Genomic DNA, 19298 nt, shown 5'->3' with positions numbered 1-19298 from the left:
GCAGCAATCATGGCGGCAGAGCGGCAGGTCTACTCGATAAAAGAGCTTAACCGTTATATCCGCATGAAGCTGGATTCGGATGTGGTTCTCTCCGATGTGTGGGTCCGCGGGGAAATCTCGAATTTCACCCACCATGGCAGCGGTCATATGTATTTCACGCTGAAGGACGAGAGCAGCCGGATCAAGTCGATCATGTTCGCCTCGCACAATCAGCGGCTGCCTTTTGTTCCGAAGGAGGGCACCAAGGTCATTGCGAGAGGCAATGTGACGGTGTACGAGCGGGACGGGCAGTACCAGTTCTATGCAACACACATGCAGCCCGACGGGATAGGAAGCTTATACCTGGCATATGAGCAGCTGAAGAACAAGCTGGAGCTGGAAGGGCTGTTCGCGGCGGCGCGCAAGCGGCCGCTCCCGCGCTTTCCGCGCTGCATCGGGGTCGTGACCTCCCCGACGGGCGCGGCCGTGCGGGATATTATCATCACGCTGCAGCGGCGCTTCCCGCAGGTGGCGGTGGTGCTCTATCCCGTACTGGTGCAGGGCAAAGGTGCGGGGCCTTCCATTGTGAAGGCCATCCACAACCTGAACGCCATGGGCGAAGCCGATGTGCTCATCGTCGGCCGCGGAGGCGGCTCCCTGGAGGAGCTGTGGGCCTTCAATGAGGAGGCCGTCGCCCGGGCGATTGCGGCCTCCGGCATTCCGGTCATCTCGGCCGTGGGCCACGAGACCGACTTCACGATCGCCGACTTCGCCGCCGATCTCCGGGCGGCGACCCCGACGGCGGCGGCCGAGCTGGCCGTGCCGCACGCCGCCGAGCTGGCGGCGCAGCTCCGCACGGCGCAGCAGCGCCTGCGCCAAGGGCTGCTGCGCCGCTCGCAGCGCGGCGGCGAGCGCCTTGCCTCGCTGCAGCGCTCGCTGGCGCTGGCCGGCCCCCGCCGCCAGCTGGCCCAGCACGCGCAGCGGCTGGACATGCTGCGCGCAGGGCTGCTCCGCGCAGCGAGAGAGCGGCACGGCCGCGCGCGGGAGCGCCGGGCCGTGCTGCATCACAGCCTGCAGCGCTTCCACCCGCAGGCGAGTGTCAGCGCAGCGCGGCGGCGCACCGAGAGCGTCACCCGCGAGCTTGCGGGTGCGATGCAGGTGCGCCTGCAGGAGAAGCGCTCGCGCTTCGCCGCCGAGCTGCGGCATCTTGATGCGCTCAGCCCGCTGAAGGTGATGTCGCGGGGATACAGCCTCGTATATGACGAGAAGGAAGAGCATTTAATCAAATCGCTGAAGGAAGTTGAGCTGGGCGATGTGGTCAACATAAAGCTGAATGACGGACAGCTAAACTGCCAGGTATGGGGAATGAAGGAGGATGGGAAAACGGATGGCGAAGGAAGCTGAATTGGATTTTGAAGGGGCCATGGAGCGGCTGGAAGAAATCGTGCGTGAGCTTGAGCACGGCGACGTTCCCCTGGAGAAGGCTATCGATTTGTTTCAGCAGGGCATGAAGCTCTCGCAGCTGTGCGGCAGCAAGCTGGAGCAGGTGGAGCGCAAGATCGAGATGATCACCGAGATGGACGGCGAGCTGCGCAAAAAGCCATTCGGAGCACGTCTGGAAGGTGACAGCGATGAGCCGCTTTGAACAGAAGCAGCAAGCGGAGCCGGCAGAGAGCGCTCCGCGGCAGCCGCTGAACGAATACATTGCCGAGATCGGCAGGCTGGTCGCGCAGGAGTTGGAGGAAACCATGCCGGCAGAATGGAACGTTCCCGCCAATCTTAAGGAGGCGATGAACTACTCGCTCCGTGCCGGGGGGAAGCGCTTGCGTCCGCTGCTGGTCATCGCCGCCTGCGAGGCGCTGGGGGGCAGCCGTGAGGCGGCCCTGCCCGTAGCCGCTGCCATTGAGATGGTGCATACCTACTCGCTGATCCATGATGATCTGCCGGCCATGGATAACGACGATTACCGGCGCGGCAAGCTGACCAATCATAAGGTGTTCGGCGAAGCTGCGGCTATCCTGGCCGGGGATGCACTGCTGACCCATGCGTTCTACAGTGTGGTGCAAGCCTCCAGGAAGCATGGTGTTTCCGCGGACAACGCGCTCTCCGTTGTGGAGGATCTGGCGGAAATGGCGGGTCCGCGCGGAATGGTCGGAGGGCAGATCGCCGATATGGAGGGCGAGCAGGGGCTTACCGACCTGCAGCAGCTACAGTACATCCACCGCCACAAGACGGGCGATCTGATTATTTTTTCCCTTATGGCCGGCGGACGCATCGCCGGGGCGGACAGCAGACAGCAGGAAGCGCTGCGCGATTTCGGGACGAATATCGGACTGGCCTTCCAGATTCAGGACGATATCCTTGATCTGGTCGGCGACGAAGGCAAGCTGGGCAAAAAAACCGGCAGCGACATTAAGCAGCAGAAGGTTACCTACCCGTATTTTATCGGGCTGGATGCGTCCCGCAAAGAAGTGGAGCGGCTGACGGAAGCTGCCCGCAGATCGGTGCTTGAAGGCGGTTTTCAGGACAATACGCGCCTGCTGGACATTGCGGATTATCTTATGAAGCGGGATCATTAACACATATTCCGGAGCGGCTGTGTTTCGACAGCCGTTTCGTTTGTGTTATAATGGGTTTTATATATTTTACAACATCTAGGAAAGCGGGGAATACTCGTGCTGCTTCCACAAATAAATGATCCTCAGCAACTTAAATCATTGTCGAACCAGGAGCTTTCAACCCTTGCGGAGGAGATCCGCCGGTTTCTGATCGAGAAGCTTACTGCAACCGGAGGGCATCTCGGCTCCAATCTGGGGGTGGTGGAACTCACGCTGGCCCTGCACTACTGCTACGACAGTCCCCGGGACAAAATGATATACGACGTAGGGCACCAGGCTTATGTCCACAAGATACTGACGGGCCGCCAGGACCGTTTTGACTCGCTGCGCAAGAAGGATGGATTGTGCGGCTTTGTGAAGCGTTCGGAGAGCGAGCATGATGTCTGGGAAGCCGGACACAGCAGCACCTCCCTGTCGGCCGCAATGGGAATGGCGATGGCCCGCGACCTGAAGGGCGGGGACAACAAGGTTATCGCTGTAATCGGGGACGGGGCGCTTACCGGGGGGATGGCGTTTGAAGCGCTTAACCACATCGGCCATGAACGGCGCAAGCTGATGGTCATTCTGAATGACAACGAAATGTCCATAGCTCCGAACGTGGGGGCCATGCACAATTATTTGAGCAAAATCCGTTCGGACCGCCATTATCTGCGCGCCAAGGACGAAGTTGAAGGACTGCTGAAGAAAATTCCCGCCATCGGGGGAAGGCTCGCCAGAACGGCCCAGAATGTCAAGGACAGTCTCAAATATATGATGGTGCCCGGTGTACTGTTCGAGGAGCTGGGCTTCACTTACCTCGGTCCGGTGGACGGCCATGATGTGGAGAAGCTGATTGACACCTTCCATCAGGCGGATAATGTGTCCGGCCCTGTGCTCGTGCATGTCCTGACCACCAAAGGCAAGGGCTACAAACCGGCTGAAACCGATTTCTATAAATCACATGCCATTTCTCCTTACAAAATTGAATCCGGCCAGTCCCTGAAGGCTGTCGGCAATCCGATGTACACCGAAGTGTTCGGCCAGACGCTGATTGAGCTTGGCCGTGAGGACAAACGGCTGATAGCCGTGACTCCGGCAATGCCCGGCGGCTCCGGCCTGTTCCCGTTCGCCAAGGAATTTCCCGACCGGATGATCGATGTCGGCATTGCCGAGCAGCATGCGGCGACGCTCTGCGCGGCACTGGCCATGGAGGGAATGAAGCCGGTATATGCCGTTTATTCCACCTTTATGCAGCGTGCCTACGATCAGATCGTGCATGACATCTGCCGGCATAACGCCAATGTCATGTTCGCCATCGACCGTGCCGGCTTCGTCGGCGCGGACGGCGAGACGCATCAAGGAGTATACGATATCGCTTTTATGCGCCATATTCCGAATATGGTAATGATGATGCCCAAGGACGAGAATGAGCTGCGCCATATGATGAAGACGGCGCTTGAATATAATGACGGACCGATTGCCTACCGGTATCCGCGCATCGACGGCACGGGAGTGGACCTGGACGCCGAGCTTCGGAGTCTTCCGATCGGCTCCTGGGAGCGGCTGCGTCCGGGCGATGACTACGCCGTGCTGGCCTGCGGGCCAATGGTTCAGGTGGCTGAGGAAGCGGCGGAGCAGCTGAAGCGTGAAGGCATTCAGGCCGGCGTGGTCAATGCCAGATTCCTGAAGCCGCTGGACAGCTCCATGCTGCTGGAGCTGGCTCATGCGGGATGCGGCATGATCGTGCTCGAAGAGGCCAGCCAGGCCGGAAGCCTGGGCAGTGCTGTGCTTGAATATTATGCGGAGCATGAGATTTATGATGCCCGTGTCCATTTGATGGGCGTGCCGGATATCTTTGTGGAGCATGGCTCAATCAGGGAGCAGCGCCAGCAGACGGGACTGACCGCAGAAGCGGTAGCCGGGCGGATCAAGGCAATGAAGGCATCCAGCACTTTTGCTTATAAGACGACTTCAACCTCCTGAAGAGGACAGCCGAAGCGGTAACCCAAAGAACAACGGGAGATGACCATGGAACACCCAAAGGAACGGATTGATGTACTGTTAGTGGAACAAGCTTTTTTTGAGAGCCGCGAGAAGGCCAAGGCCGCCATTATGGCCGGGCTGGTGCTTGCGGATGAGGAACGGATCGAGAAGCCCGGCATGAAGGTGCCCCGCAGTGCCTCCCTCAGGGTCAAAGGTGCTGTACACCCTTATGTCAGCCGTGGAGGCCTGAAGCTGGAGAAGGCGCTGCGCCAGTTCGGCATTGACCTGAAGGGGCGCATTATGCTGGATATCGGCTCTTCTACAGGAGGCTTCACCGATTGCGCCCTCCAGAACGGAGCGAGCCATGTCTATGCGGTTGATGTCGGCTATAACCAGCTGGACTGGAGGCTCCGCAATGATGAGCGGGTAAGTGTGATGGAGCAGACGAATTTCCGTTACATGACCCCGCCCGATTTGCAGGGGCCGGTTCCCGACTTTGCCAGCATAGATGTATCTTTTATTTCTTTGAAGATTATTTTGCCGCCGCTTAAGGCGCTGCTTGTGCGTCCGGCCGATATTGCCGCGCTGATCAAGCCGCAATTCGAAGCCGGACGGGAAAAGGTGGGCAAATCCGGCGTAGTCCGTGAGCCGGCCGTCCACAAAGAGGTGCTGATGAATGTGCTGGGCATGGCTGCGGGACTGGGCTACCGGCTGGAAGGCCTGACCTTTTCTCCGATTACCGGCGGGGAGGGCAACATCGAGTTTTTGGCCCATTGGAAGCTGCTTCCTGAAGCAGCCGGGACAGCGGCGGGTCAACAGCAGCCGGAGCCTTCCTCTCACCAGCATAATGCGGAAGACTTTGCGGCGCTTGCCGATGCGGTAATCAGGGAAGCGGCAGCGACCTTCAAAGTCAGCAATCCGGGAAACTCATCGAAGCGATGAGTTTCTTTTGCTGATATATCAGGCGTTTGAGGCACTTTTCCCCACAAGTTCCCCACAGTTTACAGCACAAGAACCCCACCTACAATAAACCTTTTTCTGCTGGCGTTAGAATCACTGAGCAAACAGCAAGGATGTACTCAAGCAGGCGGTTACAGTTTATACTTGATGAATTAATTTGTTACCGTGTAGGAGTGATTATTGGAGTACTACATACAAAGTCCTGGAGAGCGATACAGACTTCCTGACGCCGCCCTATCACGGTCTAGGGTATCTTGCAAGGTTTCAGCCTAAGGACGATCCAACAAGGCGGATTAATGGACTATGGTGGTATCGTGGAAGAGTATCCCCCAGAGAGCTTGAAGATAGCTGGCGGCCGTTTAATCCGGGAGAGATCTGAATTTAGAGCATACATAAAATAATGTATTAATCACACCATGCAATGCATCCAATCAGTTTCTTTATTTTTACATAATATGTAAAAATGGTACAAGAGAGGAGGTGGAGTGATCATGGCGCAAATCATAGATGTAGGAAGAAGTACAGCCTCAACTGGAAGCCAAACCTTATCCATCCCGATTCTCTCACCAGCTCAAAATTTAATGTTGGCTGAATTTGGATTGGCGACTGTATTGAATGGGGATGTGCTGCTGAATGCAACCATTGGTTTTCAGACGACAGTAGGTATCCCGAGTGTAGTCTTCACCATTTACCGCGATGGACAACCTATTTTTAACGTAGGGTCCAGTGGCCTTGCCGTTCTAGCCATTCAGCCAATTACGATTTCATTTTTGGATTTGAATGTACCAGTTGGATATCATGCATATACTTTAGGCGTAGCTAATAACAGTTTGAATATCTTGCTGAATGCAGCTAGTGTTACCGGGCCTGTTACGTTTTCAGGAGTGTCTACAGGCTAAACGATATTGAAACAAACCCGCCGGGCGTATGCCTGACGGGTTATTTTGTGCAGTGCTCCTAGGAAAAAACATAAAACGAATATCTGTAAATAAATGCAATAAGGATTGACGGTGCAGGGGGTTTGATTAATGGAGAGTGGTCTCCCTGAAAGTACGATTTGTGGAAATTTTAAATTTACTCCTGAACAGGAAGTGAGCGCATTAACCGTGTGGTCTTCTGCCTTATCGCTAAATGTATTTGGTTCAGTGTGCATATACAATGATAAAAGCAGTGGCGCCCCAGTAATCATGCGCATTATACATAAGGATGGAACGGCAATATACCTATTTACTCTGGAAATACAAGTATCCTTTTCGCTGAACTACAGGTTTTAGCTTGGGCAGCAACACGACGGAGGGAATGCGGATTAATCGAAGTATTATTGAGGTTGGCAAATTCCCAAAAGCTTGGGTTTATGAAAAGCCCTGCTGGCCGTTATTATTGGTCAGCAGGACTTTTTTCTTTAATCGGACCATAGTAAACTTTAAGAAAAAAAATAGATTTGAATTTTGTGAATTGATTTTACAAGAAACATTTATAGCTTCAAAAAAATGTTGAAAAAGAAACATACATTCGTATATAATTCTTTATACAGCATATGGAAAGGCGATGCAAATGGGAGCTGTGCCTGGAAGCAAGAACTATTTAAAGGTGAAATCATTGAACTGATCGGACAAACCCAGCGAATACACATTCGTCGAGGCTATGACGACATAGTGAAAGTGCAGTTTAAAGATATGCTGAAAGTGGACGGCCCGGGGGAGCAATCCCGGGTTTTTCCTTCGCGGGTTTCCCCGCACATTCCCAACAGTGAACATTGTTTTATTCGATTTTGATTGTGTTTATTGTGCTATTTGTAATGTTATTATAGTGTTATACAGGGCATTAAGATTCATCGAAGCGATGAGTTTCTTTTTGGAATGAAAAAGGTACTGGAAGGAGGAAATATCAAACTCTCGTCGGTGGCCTCCAATGTACTTGGCGTGCCTGGACGAAACATGCTGGAAGCGATGCTTCAAGGCGAAAGCGATCCATCTGTGCTGGCAGAGTTTGCGTAAAAGAAACTGAAGGCGAAGAAAAAGCAATTAAAACTGGCGCTGGAGGGAAGCTTGGGTCCGCATCAGTTACTGATGCTGGAAAAACAGTTGGGGCATATGGATCAACTGAATGAACTCATCACGAAACTGGATGAGGAAGTGGAGCGGCCAATGACCCCTTTCGCGGAGGATCTGAAGTTATTGGATACCATTCCCGGTGTGTAAGCGAACTGCGGAGCAAATTCTGGAAGAAATCGGAACGGACCAGACACGGTTTCCGACGGCGGGGCACTTGTGCTCACGGGCTGGAATGACCCCCCAGGTCACGATGAAAGTGCGGAGAAGAAGCGATCGGCGAAGACGCGAAAGGGAAATAAAAAACTGCGAAGTGCACTCGTAGAATCAGCGAGGGCGGCAGGGGGGAAAAAGAACACCTACCTGTCGGCACAGTATCACCGGATTGCAGGCAGGCGAGGAAAAACAGAGCGGCGGTGGCGGTCGGACACAGTATTTTAGGGATCGTCTATATCTTGTTAACGCGAAAGCAAAAATATAAAGAACCGGGATTTAATTACTTTGACCAGCGAAACCGCGAGATGGCGGTGAACCGATTCATTAAACGCCTGGAGTCGCTAGGGTATCAAGTAAACCTGAGTGAACAATCAGCTTGACAGCTGATTTCAAAAAAATAAAAAGATGAGGTTTGTTTTGGTGTTCCATAGTAACTTGTAAGGACGGCGTAGCCGTTTCTGCTTGAAAGATCAGAATTTATAGGTTTGGGGGAAGCGAAGCTTATCCGTTATTTCACGGCTGCGCTGTAAATGAAAGAATGGATCGGGACTTCGGCCAGGCTAACTGCGGTATTGCGTTGGCCGCAGCGGGCAGGGGGAGGGAATCACAGGCAGAAGTGCCTTTGAATTCGTCCGAAGTCGGCAGGACGGTGGAATCAGCACGAAATGATTCTTCTCCTCCCCACTGAAATGGCAGCATTCTTACATAGGACGCCGATAGGCGTCTTTCTTGTCATTTAGGAAATTATGCTTCTCGTCAATTGTGGATAAGGCAGGTATGAAGTTAGGTGAAAATTATAATGCGTCTTAGTCGTGCTGAATGGTGCTGAGTTTGCTGAGTTTGCTGAGTTGCTGGGTCGTGCTGAGTTTGTTGAATGGTGCTGAGTTTGTTGAATGGTGCTGAGTTTGCTGAGCCGTGCGGAGTCTGCGGGTTCTATGTTTTGCACGCGGAATAGAGCGGGTCCGACCAAGGCCGCTACCGGGGCAGGAACGGAAGTGGAAGGGAGTGAATGAAGTGGAATTCGCAAGAATTAGTACACTTACACGGACGGAAATACGGAAAAGTCTTAAAGGAATCGCGGGAAAAAGCTGGCTCCATCTAAATTCAACCTGTAATCTTATTCCAATCAGGAAACCGGGCTTTAACAGCGGCCGGAAGAACCCTCTGAACCCGCAGCGGACTTCGTTCACATCGTCAACCGCTGATTTTGGTTTTGAGCCAAAAAGGTAATTTAATAAAAAGGTAATTTAATGTATAGGAATGGAACCGGAGAACCTGAACACGCTGATGAAACGCAAGGAGATTCATGGGGAACGGAAGCGAAGTGTAAAAAGTAACACTAATGGGCTGGAATTCTGGCTTGAACGGGTTTTAGTGGGATTTTGTACACTTAATAGAGGCCTACTCCCTCCAAATGGCTGATTTCAGCCGGATTAGTTGTACTTTTTCCCACTAGGGATGATCCGGAATCCGAATGCGCTACCTTAGTGTTCCTTTTTACCACTAAAATGGCTGCCCTTTGGATGAATGGTTCAAGCAAGTTCATATTAATGTAGGCGTATTCCACTGTAAGGGGGCGAAACGGATGGATTAGGCATCCTTTTTCCAACTAACACTTTCGAAACAGGGAAGGCGGGAAGAATGAAGTTCACTTTTTCCATTTGGGCTTGCCGCCGCCCGTCCCGGCAGCCAACCTTAAATTTGAAATCTCAAACGGCTGCTGGCCAGTTAAGGACGGCATAACCGTTTTGTTACTGCACGAGGTATACGGAACAGAAATCGTGCCCAGGCTTTTTTTGCATTCTCATAAGGAATACGTTAGTCTATCCTTATCTTTCCTGCTGAGGCCCTCTTGCCGCCATGCGTTCCGGTCCGGATTTCGGCTGTGGAAGCAGGATTTCACCGGGCCTCACGCGAATTAATCACCGAGGTGATGGAATTGGCGAGCTCTGATAAGGCCGTAATGGCGTTAATTGGACTGGCGGCCGCAATATTTGTCATATACCGGATTTACATATGGCTGCAAAACTCCCCGCATTCGTTCATCAGGGACCGGCTGCCGCTTAATCAGGATATTTTGCCTCACCCCTCCATCAATTTGCTGGAAGCTGCAGGCTACGAAGTGATTGGCGGCAAACTGAAGATACCGCTGTCCTTTACAGTAGACGGGGCCTCCATGTACAGCAGGCTGTTCATTGATTATGTTGCGAGCAAGGAAGAGGACTCGTTCTATTTGGTGATTCTCTCCCGGCCGCGCAAGACATTGGAATTTACCGGAAGCAGCCTCCGGGATTCACTTTTACCCTATCTGCTGATTTATCCGGACTGCAGCGGAGTGCTGTATGTCAACACCGTCACGTCTGTTATTCATGAGATCAGGCTGGGCAAGGACGACGGCGAGTCCACTTAGAATTTAACCTTAAAATACAGGAGGCAATAATGAAGGGTCACAGGCATATCAAGATACGTGAGATCATTACCCAGCAGGAAATCGAGACACAGGACGATTTGGTCGAAGCACTGCGCGAGGCCGGTTTTCAGGTTACCCAGGCTACCGTGTCGCGGGATATTAAGGAGCTTTTGCTGATTAAGGTTCCCATGGACGACGGCAGATATAAATATTCCCTTCCGACGGATCAGCGCTACAATCCAACACAGAAGCTGAAGCGTGTACTGGTGGACAATTTTGTGCATATCGATTTCTCCGCCAACCTTGTGGTGATGAAATGTCTTCCCGGAACGGCGAACTCGGTCGCTGCGCTGATCGACAATATCGATTGGCCGCAGATTATGGGCACTATTTCCGGTGACGATACGATTCTGATTATCTGCCGCCAGCCGGAGGACAGCCAGAACGTCATTTCACAAATTATGGGATATATTTCCTAGCAGGCCTGCAATTGAACGCGAATTGAAGCATAGTTCTGCAATCATCTTTTCGGGGGTGCTGTACTCGTGTTAGATACATTGTCGATCCGCAATCTTGCCGTTGTTGAAGCGGTGGATGTGCATTTTCATTCCGGGTTTCATGTGCTTACCGGGGAGACCGGTGCAGGTAAATCGATTATTATAGATGCACTGGGGCTGGTTGCAGGGGGCCGCGGCTCGGCGGATTCCATCCGCTACGGCACGGACAAAGCAGAGATGGAAGCGCTTTTCAGCCTGCCTGCTTCGCATCCCGTCTGGGAGACGCTGGAGCGTCTTGGCATCACGGCAGATCCGGAGGAGCATCTGATTATCCGCCGGGAGATCACCTCCCAAGGCAAAAGCACCTCACGCGTCAACGGCCAGATGGTCAACCTGAGCATGCTGCGGGAAATCGGCGAGCAGCTGGTCAATATTCACGGGCAGCACGAACACCAGAATCTGCTGAAGGCAGAACGCCATCTGGGACTGCTGGATACTTACGGCGACGCCGTTATCGGACCGCTTAAGGCCGGTTATCAAGAGAAATATACTGCCTTTGCCAAGGTGGAAAAAGAACTCCGCGAGCTGCAGGAAACGAGCCAGAAGGCTTATCAAATGCTTGATTTGTACCGTTTTCAGCTGGAGGAAATTTCTTCCGCAGGACTAAAACCTGGGGAAGATGAATTACTTGCCGAAGAAAGGGTCAAACTATCCCACAGCGAGAAAATGATGGATTCCGTATCCGGCGCGTATGAGCTGCTGTATGACAGACAGGGCCTGGAATCCATCGGCAATGTGATCTCCCGGCTGGAGGATGCGGTGCGGTATGACGAGAAGGGGCTGAAGGGCGTGCTGGACCAGCTTCAGTCTTCTTATTACCAGCTGGAGGATGCCGCCTTCCAGCTTCGGGATTACCGGGAGGAGATTGAATTCAATCCGGCCCGGCTGGAGGATATTGAGAACCGTCTGGACCTGATCTCCGGGCTGCGGCGCAAATACGGCGACAGCGTGGAGCAGATTCTGGCTTATTATGAACAAATTCGCCGGGAGACCGATCTGCTGGAGAATAAGGATGAGTATATCGGGAAACTGACCGTGAAGCGCGATGGTCTTCTGAGTACATTAATGGAAGCAGCCGAAGCGCTCACTCTTGCCCGGAGGCAGTGTGCAGCAGATCTGGCCACTCAGGTTGAAGGGGAGCTGAAGGATCTGCAGATGGAGCGGACCTCGCTTCAGGTCAAAATGGATCTTCTTGAGGACCCGCGCGGTGTGGAATACCATGGCCGCCGTTACCGGCTGACCCGGCAAGGGATCGACAGTGCGGAGTTCATGATTTCCCCGAATCCCGGCGAACCGCTGCGCCCTTTAGGCAAAATTGCCTCCGGCGGCGAGCTGTCGCGGATTATGCTGGCGATGAAGAGCATTTTTGCCCGGCATGATGCGATTCCTGTGCTGATTTTTGATGAAGTGGATACCGGTGTCAGCGGCCGGGCCGCACAATCCATTGCGGACAAGCTGTACAAGCTTTCGTCCACCTGCCAGGTGTTCTCCATCACCCATCTGCCGCAGGTGGCATGCATGGCCGACCACCAGTATCTGATTCGCAAAAAGGTCGAAGACGGGCGCACGATGACCGAAGTCGAGTCATTGTCTTTGGAGGGACGGGTGATGGAGCTGGCCCGAATGCTGGGCGGTGTGGAAATTACCGAAAAAACCTTGCACCACGCACAGGAAATGCTCGGTCTGGCTGAGGCCAGCAAGGCGGCTGCAGGGTAAGCGGGACAATGATTGACAGTAATAAAAGCCTGGGGGCAAGGTTATCTTATAGGTACGCAATTGGCGACCACCTTTTTCGTCAAGCGAAAGAAGCAAAAGGGAGCGTGACAGCCATTGAAGCCGAACCTCAGGAAGTTAATGCCCGGCCTTTTATTTGCCTTCTTTCTCAGCTTATCAGGCATAACGGGACCTCTTCAGAGCTATGCCGCACCGCTGGATACCCCGCCTGACAAGGCCGTCCAGGGAGCTAACCGGGATCTTAAGGTGATTCCCGGAGGGCAGACCATTGGTGTGAAAGTGAAGTCCGCAGGCGTGCTGGTTGTAGGCCATCATCTTATCGAAGTGTCACAGCAGTCCAAGCTTTCACCCGGAGAAAACAGCGGTCTGCTGCCCGGGGATCTGATGATCTCCATCGACGGGGTGAAGCTGGACGAGGTGTCCAAGGTAGCCGAGCTGGTGGAGCGCGCAGGCAAAGCCCACAAGCCCCTTGCCATTGTGTACAAACGCGCCGGCAAAGAGCATACAGCCAAGCTCACCCCGGCCTATGACCGCAATGACAAGGTATGGCGGCTTGGACTGTATATCCGCGATTCTGCAGCGGGTGTAGGCACCTTGACCTTTTATGCGCCTGATCAAGGCGTATACGGCGCCCTGGGCCATGTGATTACGGACATGAATACCGGTACACCGATTGTTGTCGGCAGCGGACACATCGTGCAATCCAGCGTAACCTCCATCTCCAAAAGCCAGGATGGCGATCCCGGGGAGAAACGGGCCCATTTTCTTAAAGAAAGCCAGGTTCTCGGGAATGTGGAGAGCAACACGGATTTCGGAATCTTCGGCAAAATGACCCGCAATCCGGAGCACAGCCTGTATCAGAAGCCGATTCCGGTCGCCATGAGCGATGAAGTGAAGGAAGGGCCCGCGCAAATTTTGACTGTCGTGGATGGACAGCAGGTGGAACGATTCAACGTAGAGATTATTCATGTGGCCCGTCAGGATACTCCGGCGACCAAGGGCATGGTGCTGCGCATTACCGATTCCCGCCTTATCGATAAGACCGGCGGCATCGTCCAAGGGATGAGCGGCAGTCCGATCGTCCAGAATGGCCGTCTGGTCGGTGCGGTGACCCATGTATTTGTTAATGACCCCAAGTCGGGCTACGGCTGTTTTATCGAATGGATGCTTCAGGATTCCGGCGTCGCTGGGCAAGAGCATACCCTTCCCTACAATCTTAAGGCGGTTTAGCCTTAAGATTTTTTTGTCGAAGGGCAACGATAAACATCGAACAATGAAATAAAATATTTAATTATAATTCAAGGCTGAAAAAAAATAAAGAAAAATAATTTTCGACAGAAGGATATTGAATTGGCATGTCGAAACTGTAAGGAGCGAAGATAAATGATTATTTTCGAATAGCAGATATAAATAAGGAGGAAGCAGCCAGTGCAGAATATTGAAGTATTGTTAGCCGATGATAACAGGGAGTTTACGAATTTGCTTGCCGAGTACATTACGGAACAAGAAGATATGACCGTGACAGGCATCGCCTACAATGGGGAAGAAGTGCTTCAAATGCTCAGCGAAGCACGCAAGATTCCCGACGTCCTTATTCTTGATATCATTATGCCCCACCTGGACGGATTAGGTGTCCTGGAGCGCCTGCGCGACATGGAGCTGAAGCCCGAACCGAAGATCATCATGCTGACCGCCTTCGGTCAGGAGAACATTACTCAGCGTGCTGTGCAGCTTGGGGCATCTTATTATATTTTAAAACCCTTCGATATGGAGGTTCTGGCCAACCGTGTGCGTCAGCTCGTCGGTACGCAGGGCAGCATGAGCACTTCATCCAGCATGTCGGGCTATTCGGGCTCCAGAGGGAGCAATGTGGTGCCGCTCTCCAAGGGCAAGAACCTGGATGCCAATATCACCTCGATCATTCATGAAATCGGTGTGCCTGCACATATCAAGGGCTACCAGTACCTGCGTGAAGCCATTACAATGGTGTACAACAATATCGAAATCCTCGGCGCCATCACCAAGACCCTGTACCCGGCCATCGCCGAGAAATTCAAGACAACGCCGTCACGCGTTGAGCGGGCAATCCGCCATGCCATTGAAGTCGCCTGGACCCGCGGCAACATCGACAGCATCTCCCATCTGTTCGGCTATACCATTAATATCTCCAAATCCAAGCCAACTAACTCGGAATTTATTGCCATGGTAGCCGACAAGCTGCGGATTGAGCATAAGGTGTCTTGAAAGGGTAAGGATCAGTGAACTGGAGCGAGTTGCAGAGGTTAAGAAGATTTTTTGTAATCGGCTGAAAACTTACCTTATTACCGGTCGTCTTATGAATAAACATTACTTATCTATTGGTTGCAAAATTACTAATGGAGGAGTGGTCGTACAGATTTTAAAAAAACAAATATCAGCTACGAAAATTGCTAATTATAATAGATTTGACGCTGATTATGATTCGCTTGCGGTCAAGGTGAAAAATGGGGATGAAGAGTGCCAGAATATTGCTTCAGTTGGAAAGGAATTAAAAGGATATGCCAAGGATGCGGCGAAACAAATTGTAAATGAGGATGACGAGGAAGAGGACGGCTTGGATTATAAAAGTAAAAATAAATATAAACGGGTTTTAAATTCTAAGCAATATGCTGTATACTATAGTTAAAGGAGTCGTGCGGGTAACACGACTCCAGTGCAATAGCCGCTTTTAGGGGCGGTAGGCTATAAAATTTGGGTATCAGAAATTAGACCGATTCCTTTGGCGAGGGCGGTCTATTTCTTCTTGAGGTAGTTTAAGAGAGCGATAATGAACATGCCGAACATGAACATTAAAGACAACGCTTGATACACCTCCATGGCATCACCTCCCTTCCGAGAAGTGCGCCGACCGCCCTTGCAAGCCTATACTATTGTTTATGATTATAATTTTGTAGACGAGTGGCATTTATTGGCTACTCTTTTTTGCGTTCTTTGAAAGTCAAGAAAGGAAAATGGTGATGAAATCAGCCAATAGACCGAATCCTAATAAGCCGGCAGTGAACAGTACAGGATGCCTGTGCCGATTTTCCCTTCATAAAATCCATGTCCACTGAGGTATCCCAAGAAGAAACACAGCAGAACAGCAATCCATTTGCTCTTGCGTGTTCATATTTGTAATGGTTTATTTTTAATTTGATATATTCGATTTTTAAATCATTTCCTTTTTTATGATTACAACCGGACGTCGAACGAAGGAGAGGTGTTGGCTGCATTTGTTTTTAGGCTAGATAGAACTGCTCCTGCCCAGCTATTTACGGTATTAATTGTTATAATGAAACACAAATTGTTATGTTGTGTTATGATATAGGTAGAGGTGACTCCTATGAACGATTTCGATAACTATCCCGATGAGCTGGGGAACTTCATCCGGCACTTCAGAAAAACGCGCGGGTTGACCTTAAGAGGGCTGGAAGAAAAGAGCGGCATCAGCTACTCCCAGCTCAGCAAGATTGAACGGGGAGAGAGCATTCCGCTGAAAGATAACCTCGATAAGATTATCGAAGCGCTTGGAGCGGACCTCAAGAACCGGATGTATCATCTGGCGGATTATATGCCCGACCTTGAATACATCAAGACACTCAAGCAGGGATATAAGCAGCCGCAGCATAATCAATCACAGGATTATATCTACGAGACGGCGTTCAACAAGCTGAAGGAGTTCCGGGCGAAGGAAGGCAAAGAAACCTCCTATGTTTCGTTTGATTCAAACGAGGTGATCGTTTATGAAACGGAATATGGGGCAGGAATGGTAATAGAAAAAATCGAGAAATATAACCTCAGCGATGTACTGAACGATAAATTTGAAGGCAGTCTGGATTCCCTCCGCAAGCAGCCCCGCAAAGGCAGACAGGCTTTCCTGTTCGGGGAGTGGCTGAGGGAAAGCATCTACGAGCTGAAGGAAGACGAGCAGGATCTGGTCATTCAAGCCCTCAAGGAATTTACTCAATTCAAAGTGCAGCAGGTTAAGGGAGCATTCAAATAAAGGCTGGCCTCATCCGTTTTCAAAAATGAATAATGTTGCCCTTTCTTGCAGCCATCTATTCATCTTGATCCATAAACAAACAACAAAAATGGTATGACAGAAAAGGGGAAATCCACAATGAGAGTTAACATGAAATTTACCAGCAAGGGCAAAGCCGCCATCGAGAATTTTAACAATGAGGAGCTGCTGGAGATCTTCGCCAGATATATCAAAACATTGACCAAGAAATACGACATTGAAGTGGATGTCCCCCTTGAAGTGAACCAGAATATCGTGAATGACGGAACGGTTATTGCCATGGCAAAGAACGTGAAATGTGATGTGGATACTTTTTTCAAGGAGCTGGGCCGGGATATTAAGGTTCCGTTGAAGAAGAGACTGGGCGGCAAGCTGGAGAATGTCTTCAAAACGGAGTTCATCGAGTAGCCGCTCCCGCCCGGACCGGCAGCTGTGATCACCCGTACCTTCAAGCGCAGGAAGTACAGCATAAGCGATGATGAACCGCAGCAAAGAAGCCAGCTTCACTATACAGTGGAGGTGGCTTCTTTGCTGCTTGCTCGCGGATTTTTTACATCATGTCGTAATAGGTTATATGTAGGAGAGCTGAAATAATTACGATCAATCCTCGGAAGGGCCAGAGCCCCCTATGTTTCTCCCGGTCAGAACAGTTTGGATAATCTCGATGAAATCGGGTGAAGCCTTTGCCTCCACCGCCAATTCGTAGATGTTCAACAATTGTTCGTCAGACAATAGCTCTAAGGATGAGGGGCGCGGAGAAGGATGAAAATAATAATCCATTAGATTCCTCCATCGGTTATTTTAGTAGAGTGCAAAACACTGCGAATCTATACTAAATGGTACCATTTGGAAGGTAACCCGTCTCCTGTCATTCGCCCTGTGAATTAACCTTTACATTCAATGCTTCGTATGTCATAATATTTATTTTTATTAATACAGAATAATTAACAAATATATTAATCAAAAACACCCCCTCCGAAAAACCGGATGGCATCGGGCGGAAGTGTTTTTGAAGCGAAATGAATATGAATGTTAGGATTCAGAGGTGTTTTTCCGTGCGGCCAAAAATTTTCTCAGCCGTGTTTCATTGGGTTCAGATACTGTTGCGAATTGTTCTCCCTGATGAAACGTAACGATTTTACGTTCGGAATCATAACATTCGATGTTGTTAAGACTGACTACATTGCTGCGGTCAAGACGTTCGAAGCCTTTGCCCTTATAAGCAGCCAAGAGATCGGAAAGCGTGGTAGGGAGAACAAACTCGCCTTCTTTGGTGTGGACGAATATCGTATTCTTATAGCTGGAGAAATACAATATTTCTTCTTCCCGGATCTCCCGGGAGGACCCGTCGTTTAACAAGACCCGCATGTTCTCCCCATCCTTGTACAATTACTTCCGCAATTCCTTAGGTGCTTCTGGGCTATGAATCAGTGGTTTTAAAATAGCGACGAACAAAACAGACATGCCAGCAAGTGATGCAGAAGCGTACTTAGCCAAGATTCTTTTCAATGGTTTCCCTCCCTTTAAGAGTAATAACAGTTAAGGACTGGGTGAAAAAAGCCAATCCAATTACTGAAGATCCAATAAAAAAATTGCACCCAACAAGAAGAACTGATATGGCTTTCAGCAGTGGTGCAGCTGTTGCCGAGATTTTTACGTTAACATCTGGACTAGGTGCAAAGAGCAACATCGTTAACAGATTAAAACAGTTTAAGATTATAACTATATTAGCCGGAAGCACGGAAAAATGCGGCAGGGTTGTACACAATACAATAGATACCGTATTGCATGCCAGGGCAGTTTTGAGGTGAAAGCCTCCGGAGCACATACGCAAAATTGCAAAACTAAAAAAGAATAATAGAGTCTCTGCTGTCTTGCCGGTTAACCAGGCAATCAAAAGAGAAACCGCAAAGCTGAAAAGAGTGTTCAGAAGTATCCCCAACGAATACTGCATGATTTCTATCGAGTGTGTCTGTTCAGGATTGGCACGCTTAATGGCAACCGCTATCTTATTTGCTAAGATGTTCATAGTTGCTTCTGTCCTTTTGGTAGGAGTGGTAGAGATAGATATATAAAATCAGACCATATGTAATGGGGACAAAAATAAAGAGTTTTGAAAAATTCTGAATAAAATATGTTGTGGACATCACAATGGCAGCTGAAGGGAGATTTATAGCAAAAAGAATTTTGTCGCGCGTATGAATTTGAACTTTGCCTCCCTGTTTGTCAGGGATAAAATCAAAGCCTTTACGCTTTTTACCAATAAAGACGGCTGTGAAAAAGGCGGCACTGGCTGAAATGCTTTGCAGTACAAACGTCATAATATTAATTGAGTAAGGTGAACTGGATGAGAACAAACCTGACTGCTCCATGATAAAGAAGCATAGTGTTTGGATAAAGGAATAGGCTTGATAGGTGATTCCAGTTATGATTGTGGCATAAAACAGATGTATTCTAAACAAAAGCCATAAAAAGCAGGTTAACAAGACAAACTGGAGCAGTACATCCAATTGGATGTAGTTATAGACATTCCTTAACACGAAAGAAAAGAAAGCCATAATCAAGCTGGAGAATATAATTTCTTTGGTGTAAATGTCAATTTTAAAAATTCTTAACGCCAGATAGAACATGGCACACGTTTCCAGTACCGAAAACACCATATACAGCACAAATTCCAGCATGCTTACACTCCCGAAGCTCAGGTTCATGCAACTTGTATTCTTGCGAATATTATACATAATATACTAAAATACAACAACAGCATTAGACACA

General features: G+C 50.3%; 24 protein-coding genes. 18 read left to right on the top strand and 6 right to left on the bottom strand.

All coding sequences use genetic code 11. The features are described from left to right. Positions 1–9: 9 nt before the first annotated feature. The 16 genes from xseA to HYD27_RS10415 all read left to right on the top strand — a co-directional run bounded on the left by xseA (position 10) and on the right by HYD27_RS10415 (position 15152). Positions 10–1383: an exodeoxyribonuclease VII large subunit gene (gene xseA, locus HYD27_RS10475; RefSeq protein ID WP_219214612.1), complete on the top strand. Its 1374-nt coding sequence runs from the start codon at positions 10–12 to the stop codon at positions 1381–1383. Beyond that, a complete protein-coding gene (gene xseB / locus HYD27_RS10470; protein WP_019909676.1) occupies positions 1367–1624 on the top strand; it encodes an exodeoxyribonuclease VII small subunit in 258 nt (85 codons plus the stop codon). Before xseA ends, xseB begins: the two co-directional genes overlap by 17 nt. Beyond that, positions 1611–2558 (top strand): polyprenyl synthetase family protein, encoded by a 948-nt coding sequence (locus HYD27_RS10465; protein ID WP_219214609.1) that lies wholly within the window; start codon positions 1611–1613, stop codon positions 2556–2558. The genes xseB and HYD27_RS10465 overlap by 14 nt, the downstream gene beginning before the upstream one ends. A 96-nt stretch (positions 2559–2654) precedes the next feature. Next, positions 2655–4559 carry a 1-deoxy-D-xylulose-5-phosphate synthase gene (dxs, locus tag HYD27_RS10460; RefSeq protein WP_219214606.1) on the top strand — a complete coding sequence of 635 codons (1905 nt, stop codon included), beginning with the start codon at positions 2655–2657 and terminating at the stop codon, positions 4557–4559. A 45-nt stretch (positions 4560–4604) separates the two neighbouring features. Beyond that, on the top strand, positions 4605–5501 hold the full coding sequence (locus HYD27_RS10455) for a TlyA family RNA methyltransferase (protein ID WP_219214603.1): 897 nt from the start codon (positions 4605–4607) through the stop codon (positions 5499–5501). 509 nt (positions 5502–6010) lie between these two features. Then, complete coding sequence (locus tag HYD27_RS10450; protein WP_219214601.1) at positions 6011–6418, top strand: hypothetical protein; 408 nt, start codon at positions 6011–6013, stop codon at positions 6416–6418. A 129-nt stretch (positions 6419–6547) separates the two neighbouring features. Next, positions 6548–6793 (top strand): S-Ena type endospore appendage, encoded by a 246-nt coding sequence (locus tag HYD27_RS32925; RefSeq protein WP_375373907.1) that lies wholly within the window; start codon positions 6548–6550, stop codon positions 6791–6793. 585 nt (positions 6794–7378) lie between these two features. Next, a complete protein-coding gene (locus tag HYD27_RS31995) occupies positions 7379–7516 on the top strand; it encodes a hypothetical protein (protein ID WP_228745078.1) in 138 nt (45 codons plus the stop codon). A gap of 51 nt (positions 7517–7567) precedes the next feature. Further along, the gene (locus HYD27_RS31990) at positions 7568–7720 is read left to right on the top strand and encodes a hypothetical protein (RefSeq protein ID WP_228745077.1); all 153 of its coding nucleotides are present in this window, start codon (positions 7568–7570) and stop codon (positions 7718–7720) included. A 69-nt stretch (positions 7721–7789) separates the two neighbouring features. Then, on the top strand, positions 7790–8011 hold the full coding sequence (locus tag HYD27_RS32660; protein ID WP_309242047.1) for a transposase: 222 nt from the start codon (positions 7790–7792) through the stop codon (positions 8009–8011). Positions 8012–9671: 1660 nt separating this feature from the next. After that, entirely contained in the window at positions 9672–10196 is a 525-nt protein-coding gene (locus tag HYD27_RS10440) for a hypothetical protein (protein ID WP_219214599.1), read from the top strand. Positions 10197–10225: 29 nt separating this feature from the next. Next, positions 10226–10675 carry a transcriptional regulator AhrC/ArgR gene (gene ahrC, locus HYD27_RS10435; RefSeq protein WP_220101578.1) on the top strand — a complete coding sequence of 150 codons (450 nt, stop codon included), beginning with the start codon at positions 10226–10228 and terminating at the stop codon, positions 10673–10675. Between the two features lie 66 nt (positions 10676–10741). After that, on the top strand, positions 10742–12469 hold the full coding sequence (recN, locus tag HYD27_RS10430; RefSeq protein WP_219214598.1) for a DNA repair protein RecN: 1728 nt from the start codon (positions 10742–10744) through the stop codon (positions 12467–12469). 114 nt (positions 12470–12583) lie between these two features. Further along, positions 12584–13717 carry a SpoIVB peptidase gene (gene spoIVB / locus HYD27_RS10425; RefSeq protein ID WP_219214596.1) on the top strand — a complete coding sequence of 378 codons (1134 nt, stop codon included), beginning with the start codon at positions 12584–12586 and terminating at the stop codon, positions 13715–13717. Between the two features lie 198 nt (positions 13718–13915). Further along, a complete protein-coding gene (gene spo0A / locus HYD27_RS10420) occupies positions 13916–14731 on the top strand; it encodes a sporulation transcription factor Spo0A (protein ID WP_219214594.1) in 816 nt (271 codons plus the stop codon). Between the two features lie 139 nt (positions 14732–14870). After that, on the top strand, positions 14871–15152 hold the full coding sequence (locus HYD27_RS10415) for a hypothetical protein (RefSeq protein ID WP_219214593.1): 282 nt from the start codon (positions 14871–14873) through the stop codon (positions 15150–15152). 107 nt (positions 15153–15259) lie between these two features. Here the strand turns inward: HYD27_RS10415 and HYD27_RS10410 are convergent, their stop codons facing one another. Both HYD27_RS10410 and HYD27_RS32920 read right to left on the bottom strand, forming a co-directional pair. Then, positions 15260–15343, bottom strand: coding sequence for a putative holin-like toxin (locus HYD27_RS10410; protein WP_219214875.1), 84 nt, complete (start codon positions 15341–15343; stop codon positions 15260–15262). Positions 15344–15508: 165 nt separating this feature from the next. Then, positions 15509–15589 (bottom strand): hypothetical protein, encoded by an 81-nt coding sequence (locus tag HYD27_RS32920; protein WP_375373908.1) that lies wholly within the window; start codon positions 15587–15589, stop codon positions 15509–15511. Between the two features lie 259 nt (positions 15590–15848). Between HYD27_RS32920 and HYD27_RS10400 the strand changes: the two genes are divergently transcribed. Together HYD27_RS10400 and HYD27_RS10395 are read left to right on the top strand one after the other, a co-directional pair. Further along, positions 15849–16508 (top strand): helix-turn-helix domain-containing protein, encoded by a 660-nt coding sequence (locus HYD27_RS10400; protein ID WP_219214591.1) that lies wholly within the window; start codon positions 15849–15851, stop codon positions 16506–16508. Positions 16509–16625: 117 nt separating this feature from the next. Beyond that, on the top strand, positions 16626–16934 hold the full coding sequence (locus HYD27_RS10395; protein WP_219214589.1) for a hypothetical protein: 309 nt from the start codon (positions 16626–16628) through the stop codon (positions 16932–16934). Between the two features lie 192 nt (positions 16935–17126). Here the strand turns inward: HYD27_RS10395 and HYD27_RS10390 are convergent, their stop codons facing one another. The 4 genes from HYD27_RS10390 to HYD27_RS10375 all read right to left on the bottom strand — a co-directional run bounded on the left by HYD27_RS10390 (position 17127) and on the right by HYD27_RS10375 (position 19207). Then, the gene (locus tag HYD27_RS10390; RefSeq protein ID WP_219214584.1) at positions 17127–17306 is read right to left on the bottom strand and encodes a sporulation histidine kinase inhibitor Sda; all 180 of its coding nucleotides are present in this window, start codon (positions 17304–17306) and stop codon (positions 17127–17129) included. A gap of 252 nt (positions 17307–17558) precedes the next feature. Then, positions 17559–17894 (bottom strand): LytTR family DNA-binding domain-containing protein, encoded by a 336-nt coding sequence (locus HYD27_RS10385; protein WP_219214581.1) that lies wholly within the window; start codon positions 17892–17894, stop codon positions 17559–17561. Positions 17895–18015: 121 nt separating this feature from the next. Then, complete coding sequence (locus tag HYD27_RS10380) at positions 18016–18555, bottom strand: accessory gene regulator ArgB-like protein (RefSeq protein ID WP_219214578.1); 540 nt, start codon at positions 18553–18555, stop codon at positions 18016–18018. Beyond that, entirely contained in the window at positions 18536–19207 is a 672-nt protein-coding gene (locus HYD27_RS10375) for a hypothetical protein (RefSeq protein WP_219214575.1), read from the bottom strand. The genes HYD27_RS10380 and HYD27_RS10375 overlap by 20 nt, the downstream gene beginning before the upstream one ends. Between the last annotated feature and the right edge of the window lie 91 nt (positions 19208–19298).

The organism is Paenibacillus sp. S150 (genome assembly GCF_019352175.1).
Taxonomy (GTDB): Bacteria; Bacillota; Bacilli; order Paenibacillales; family Paenibacillaceae; genus Paenibacillus_AQ.
Note: the sequence above shows the minus strand (reverse complement) of the source record. Positions and strands in the feature narration are given on the sequence as shown.

Excerpts from the sequence above, each read along its gene's own strand:
- xseA (WP_219214612.1), top strand. The coding sequence starts at position 10 with ATGGCGGCAGAGCGGCAGGTCTACTCGATAAAAGAGCTTAACCGTTAT.
- xseB (WP_019909676.1), top strand. The coding sequence starts at position 1,367 with ATGGCGAAGGAAGCTGAATTGGATTTTGAAGGGGCCATGGAGCGGCTG.
- HYD27_RS10465 (WP_219214609.1), top strand. The coding sequence starts at position 1,611 with ATGAGCCGCTTTGAACAGAAGCAGCAAGCGGAGCCGGCAGAGAGCGCT.
- HYD27_RS10455 (WP_219214603.1), top strand. The coding sequence starts at position 4,605 with ATGGAACACCCAAAGGAACGGATTGATGTACTGTTAGTGGAACAAGCT.
- HYD27_RS10450 (WP_219214601.1), top strand. The coding sequence starts at position 6,011 with ATGGCGCAAATCATAGATGTAGGAAGAAGTACAGCCTCAACTGGAAGC.
- HYD27_RS32925 (WP_375373907.1), top strand. The coding sequence starts at position 6,548 with ATGGAGAGTGGTCTCCCTGAAAGTACGATTTGTGGAAATTTTAAATTT.
- HYD27_RS31995 (WP_228745078.1), top strand. The coding sequence starts at position 7,379 with ATGAAAAAGGTACTGGAAGGAGGAAATATCAAACTCTCGTCGGTGGCC.
- ahrC (WP_220101578.1), top strand. The coding sequence starts at position 10,226 with ATGAAGGGTCACAGGCATATCAAGATACGTGAGATCATTACCCAGCAG.
- HYD27_RS10410 (WP_219214875.1), bottom strand. The coding sequence starts at position 15,343 with ATGGAGGTGTATCAAGCGTTGTCTTTAATGTTCATGTTCGGCATGTTC.
- HYD27_RS10400 (WP_219214591.1), top strand. The coding sequence starts at position 15,849 with ATGAACGATTTCGATAACTATCCCGATGAGCTGGGGAACTTCATCCGG.
- HYD27_RS10395 (WP_219214589.1), top strand. The coding sequence starts at position 16,626 with ATGAGAGTTAACATGAAATTTACCAGCAAGGGCAAAGCCGCCATCGAG.
- HYD27_RS10390 (WP_219214584.1), bottom strand. The coding sequence starts at position 17,306 with ATGGATTATTATTTTCATCCTTCTCCGCGCCCCTCATCCTTAGAGCTA.
- HYD27_RS10385 (WP_219214581.1), bottom strand. The coding sequence starts at position 17,894 with ATGCGGGTCTTGTTAAACGACGGGTCCTCCCGGGAGATCCGGGAAGAA.
- HYD27_RS10380 (WP_219214578.1), bottom strand. The coding sequence starts at position 18,555 with ATGAACATCTTAGCAAATAAGATAGCGGTTGCCATTAAGCGTGCCAAT.
- HYD27_RS10375 (WP_219214575.1), bottom strand. The coding sequence starts at position 19,207 with ATGCTGGAATTTGTGCTGTATATGGTGTTTTCGGTACTGGAAACGTGT.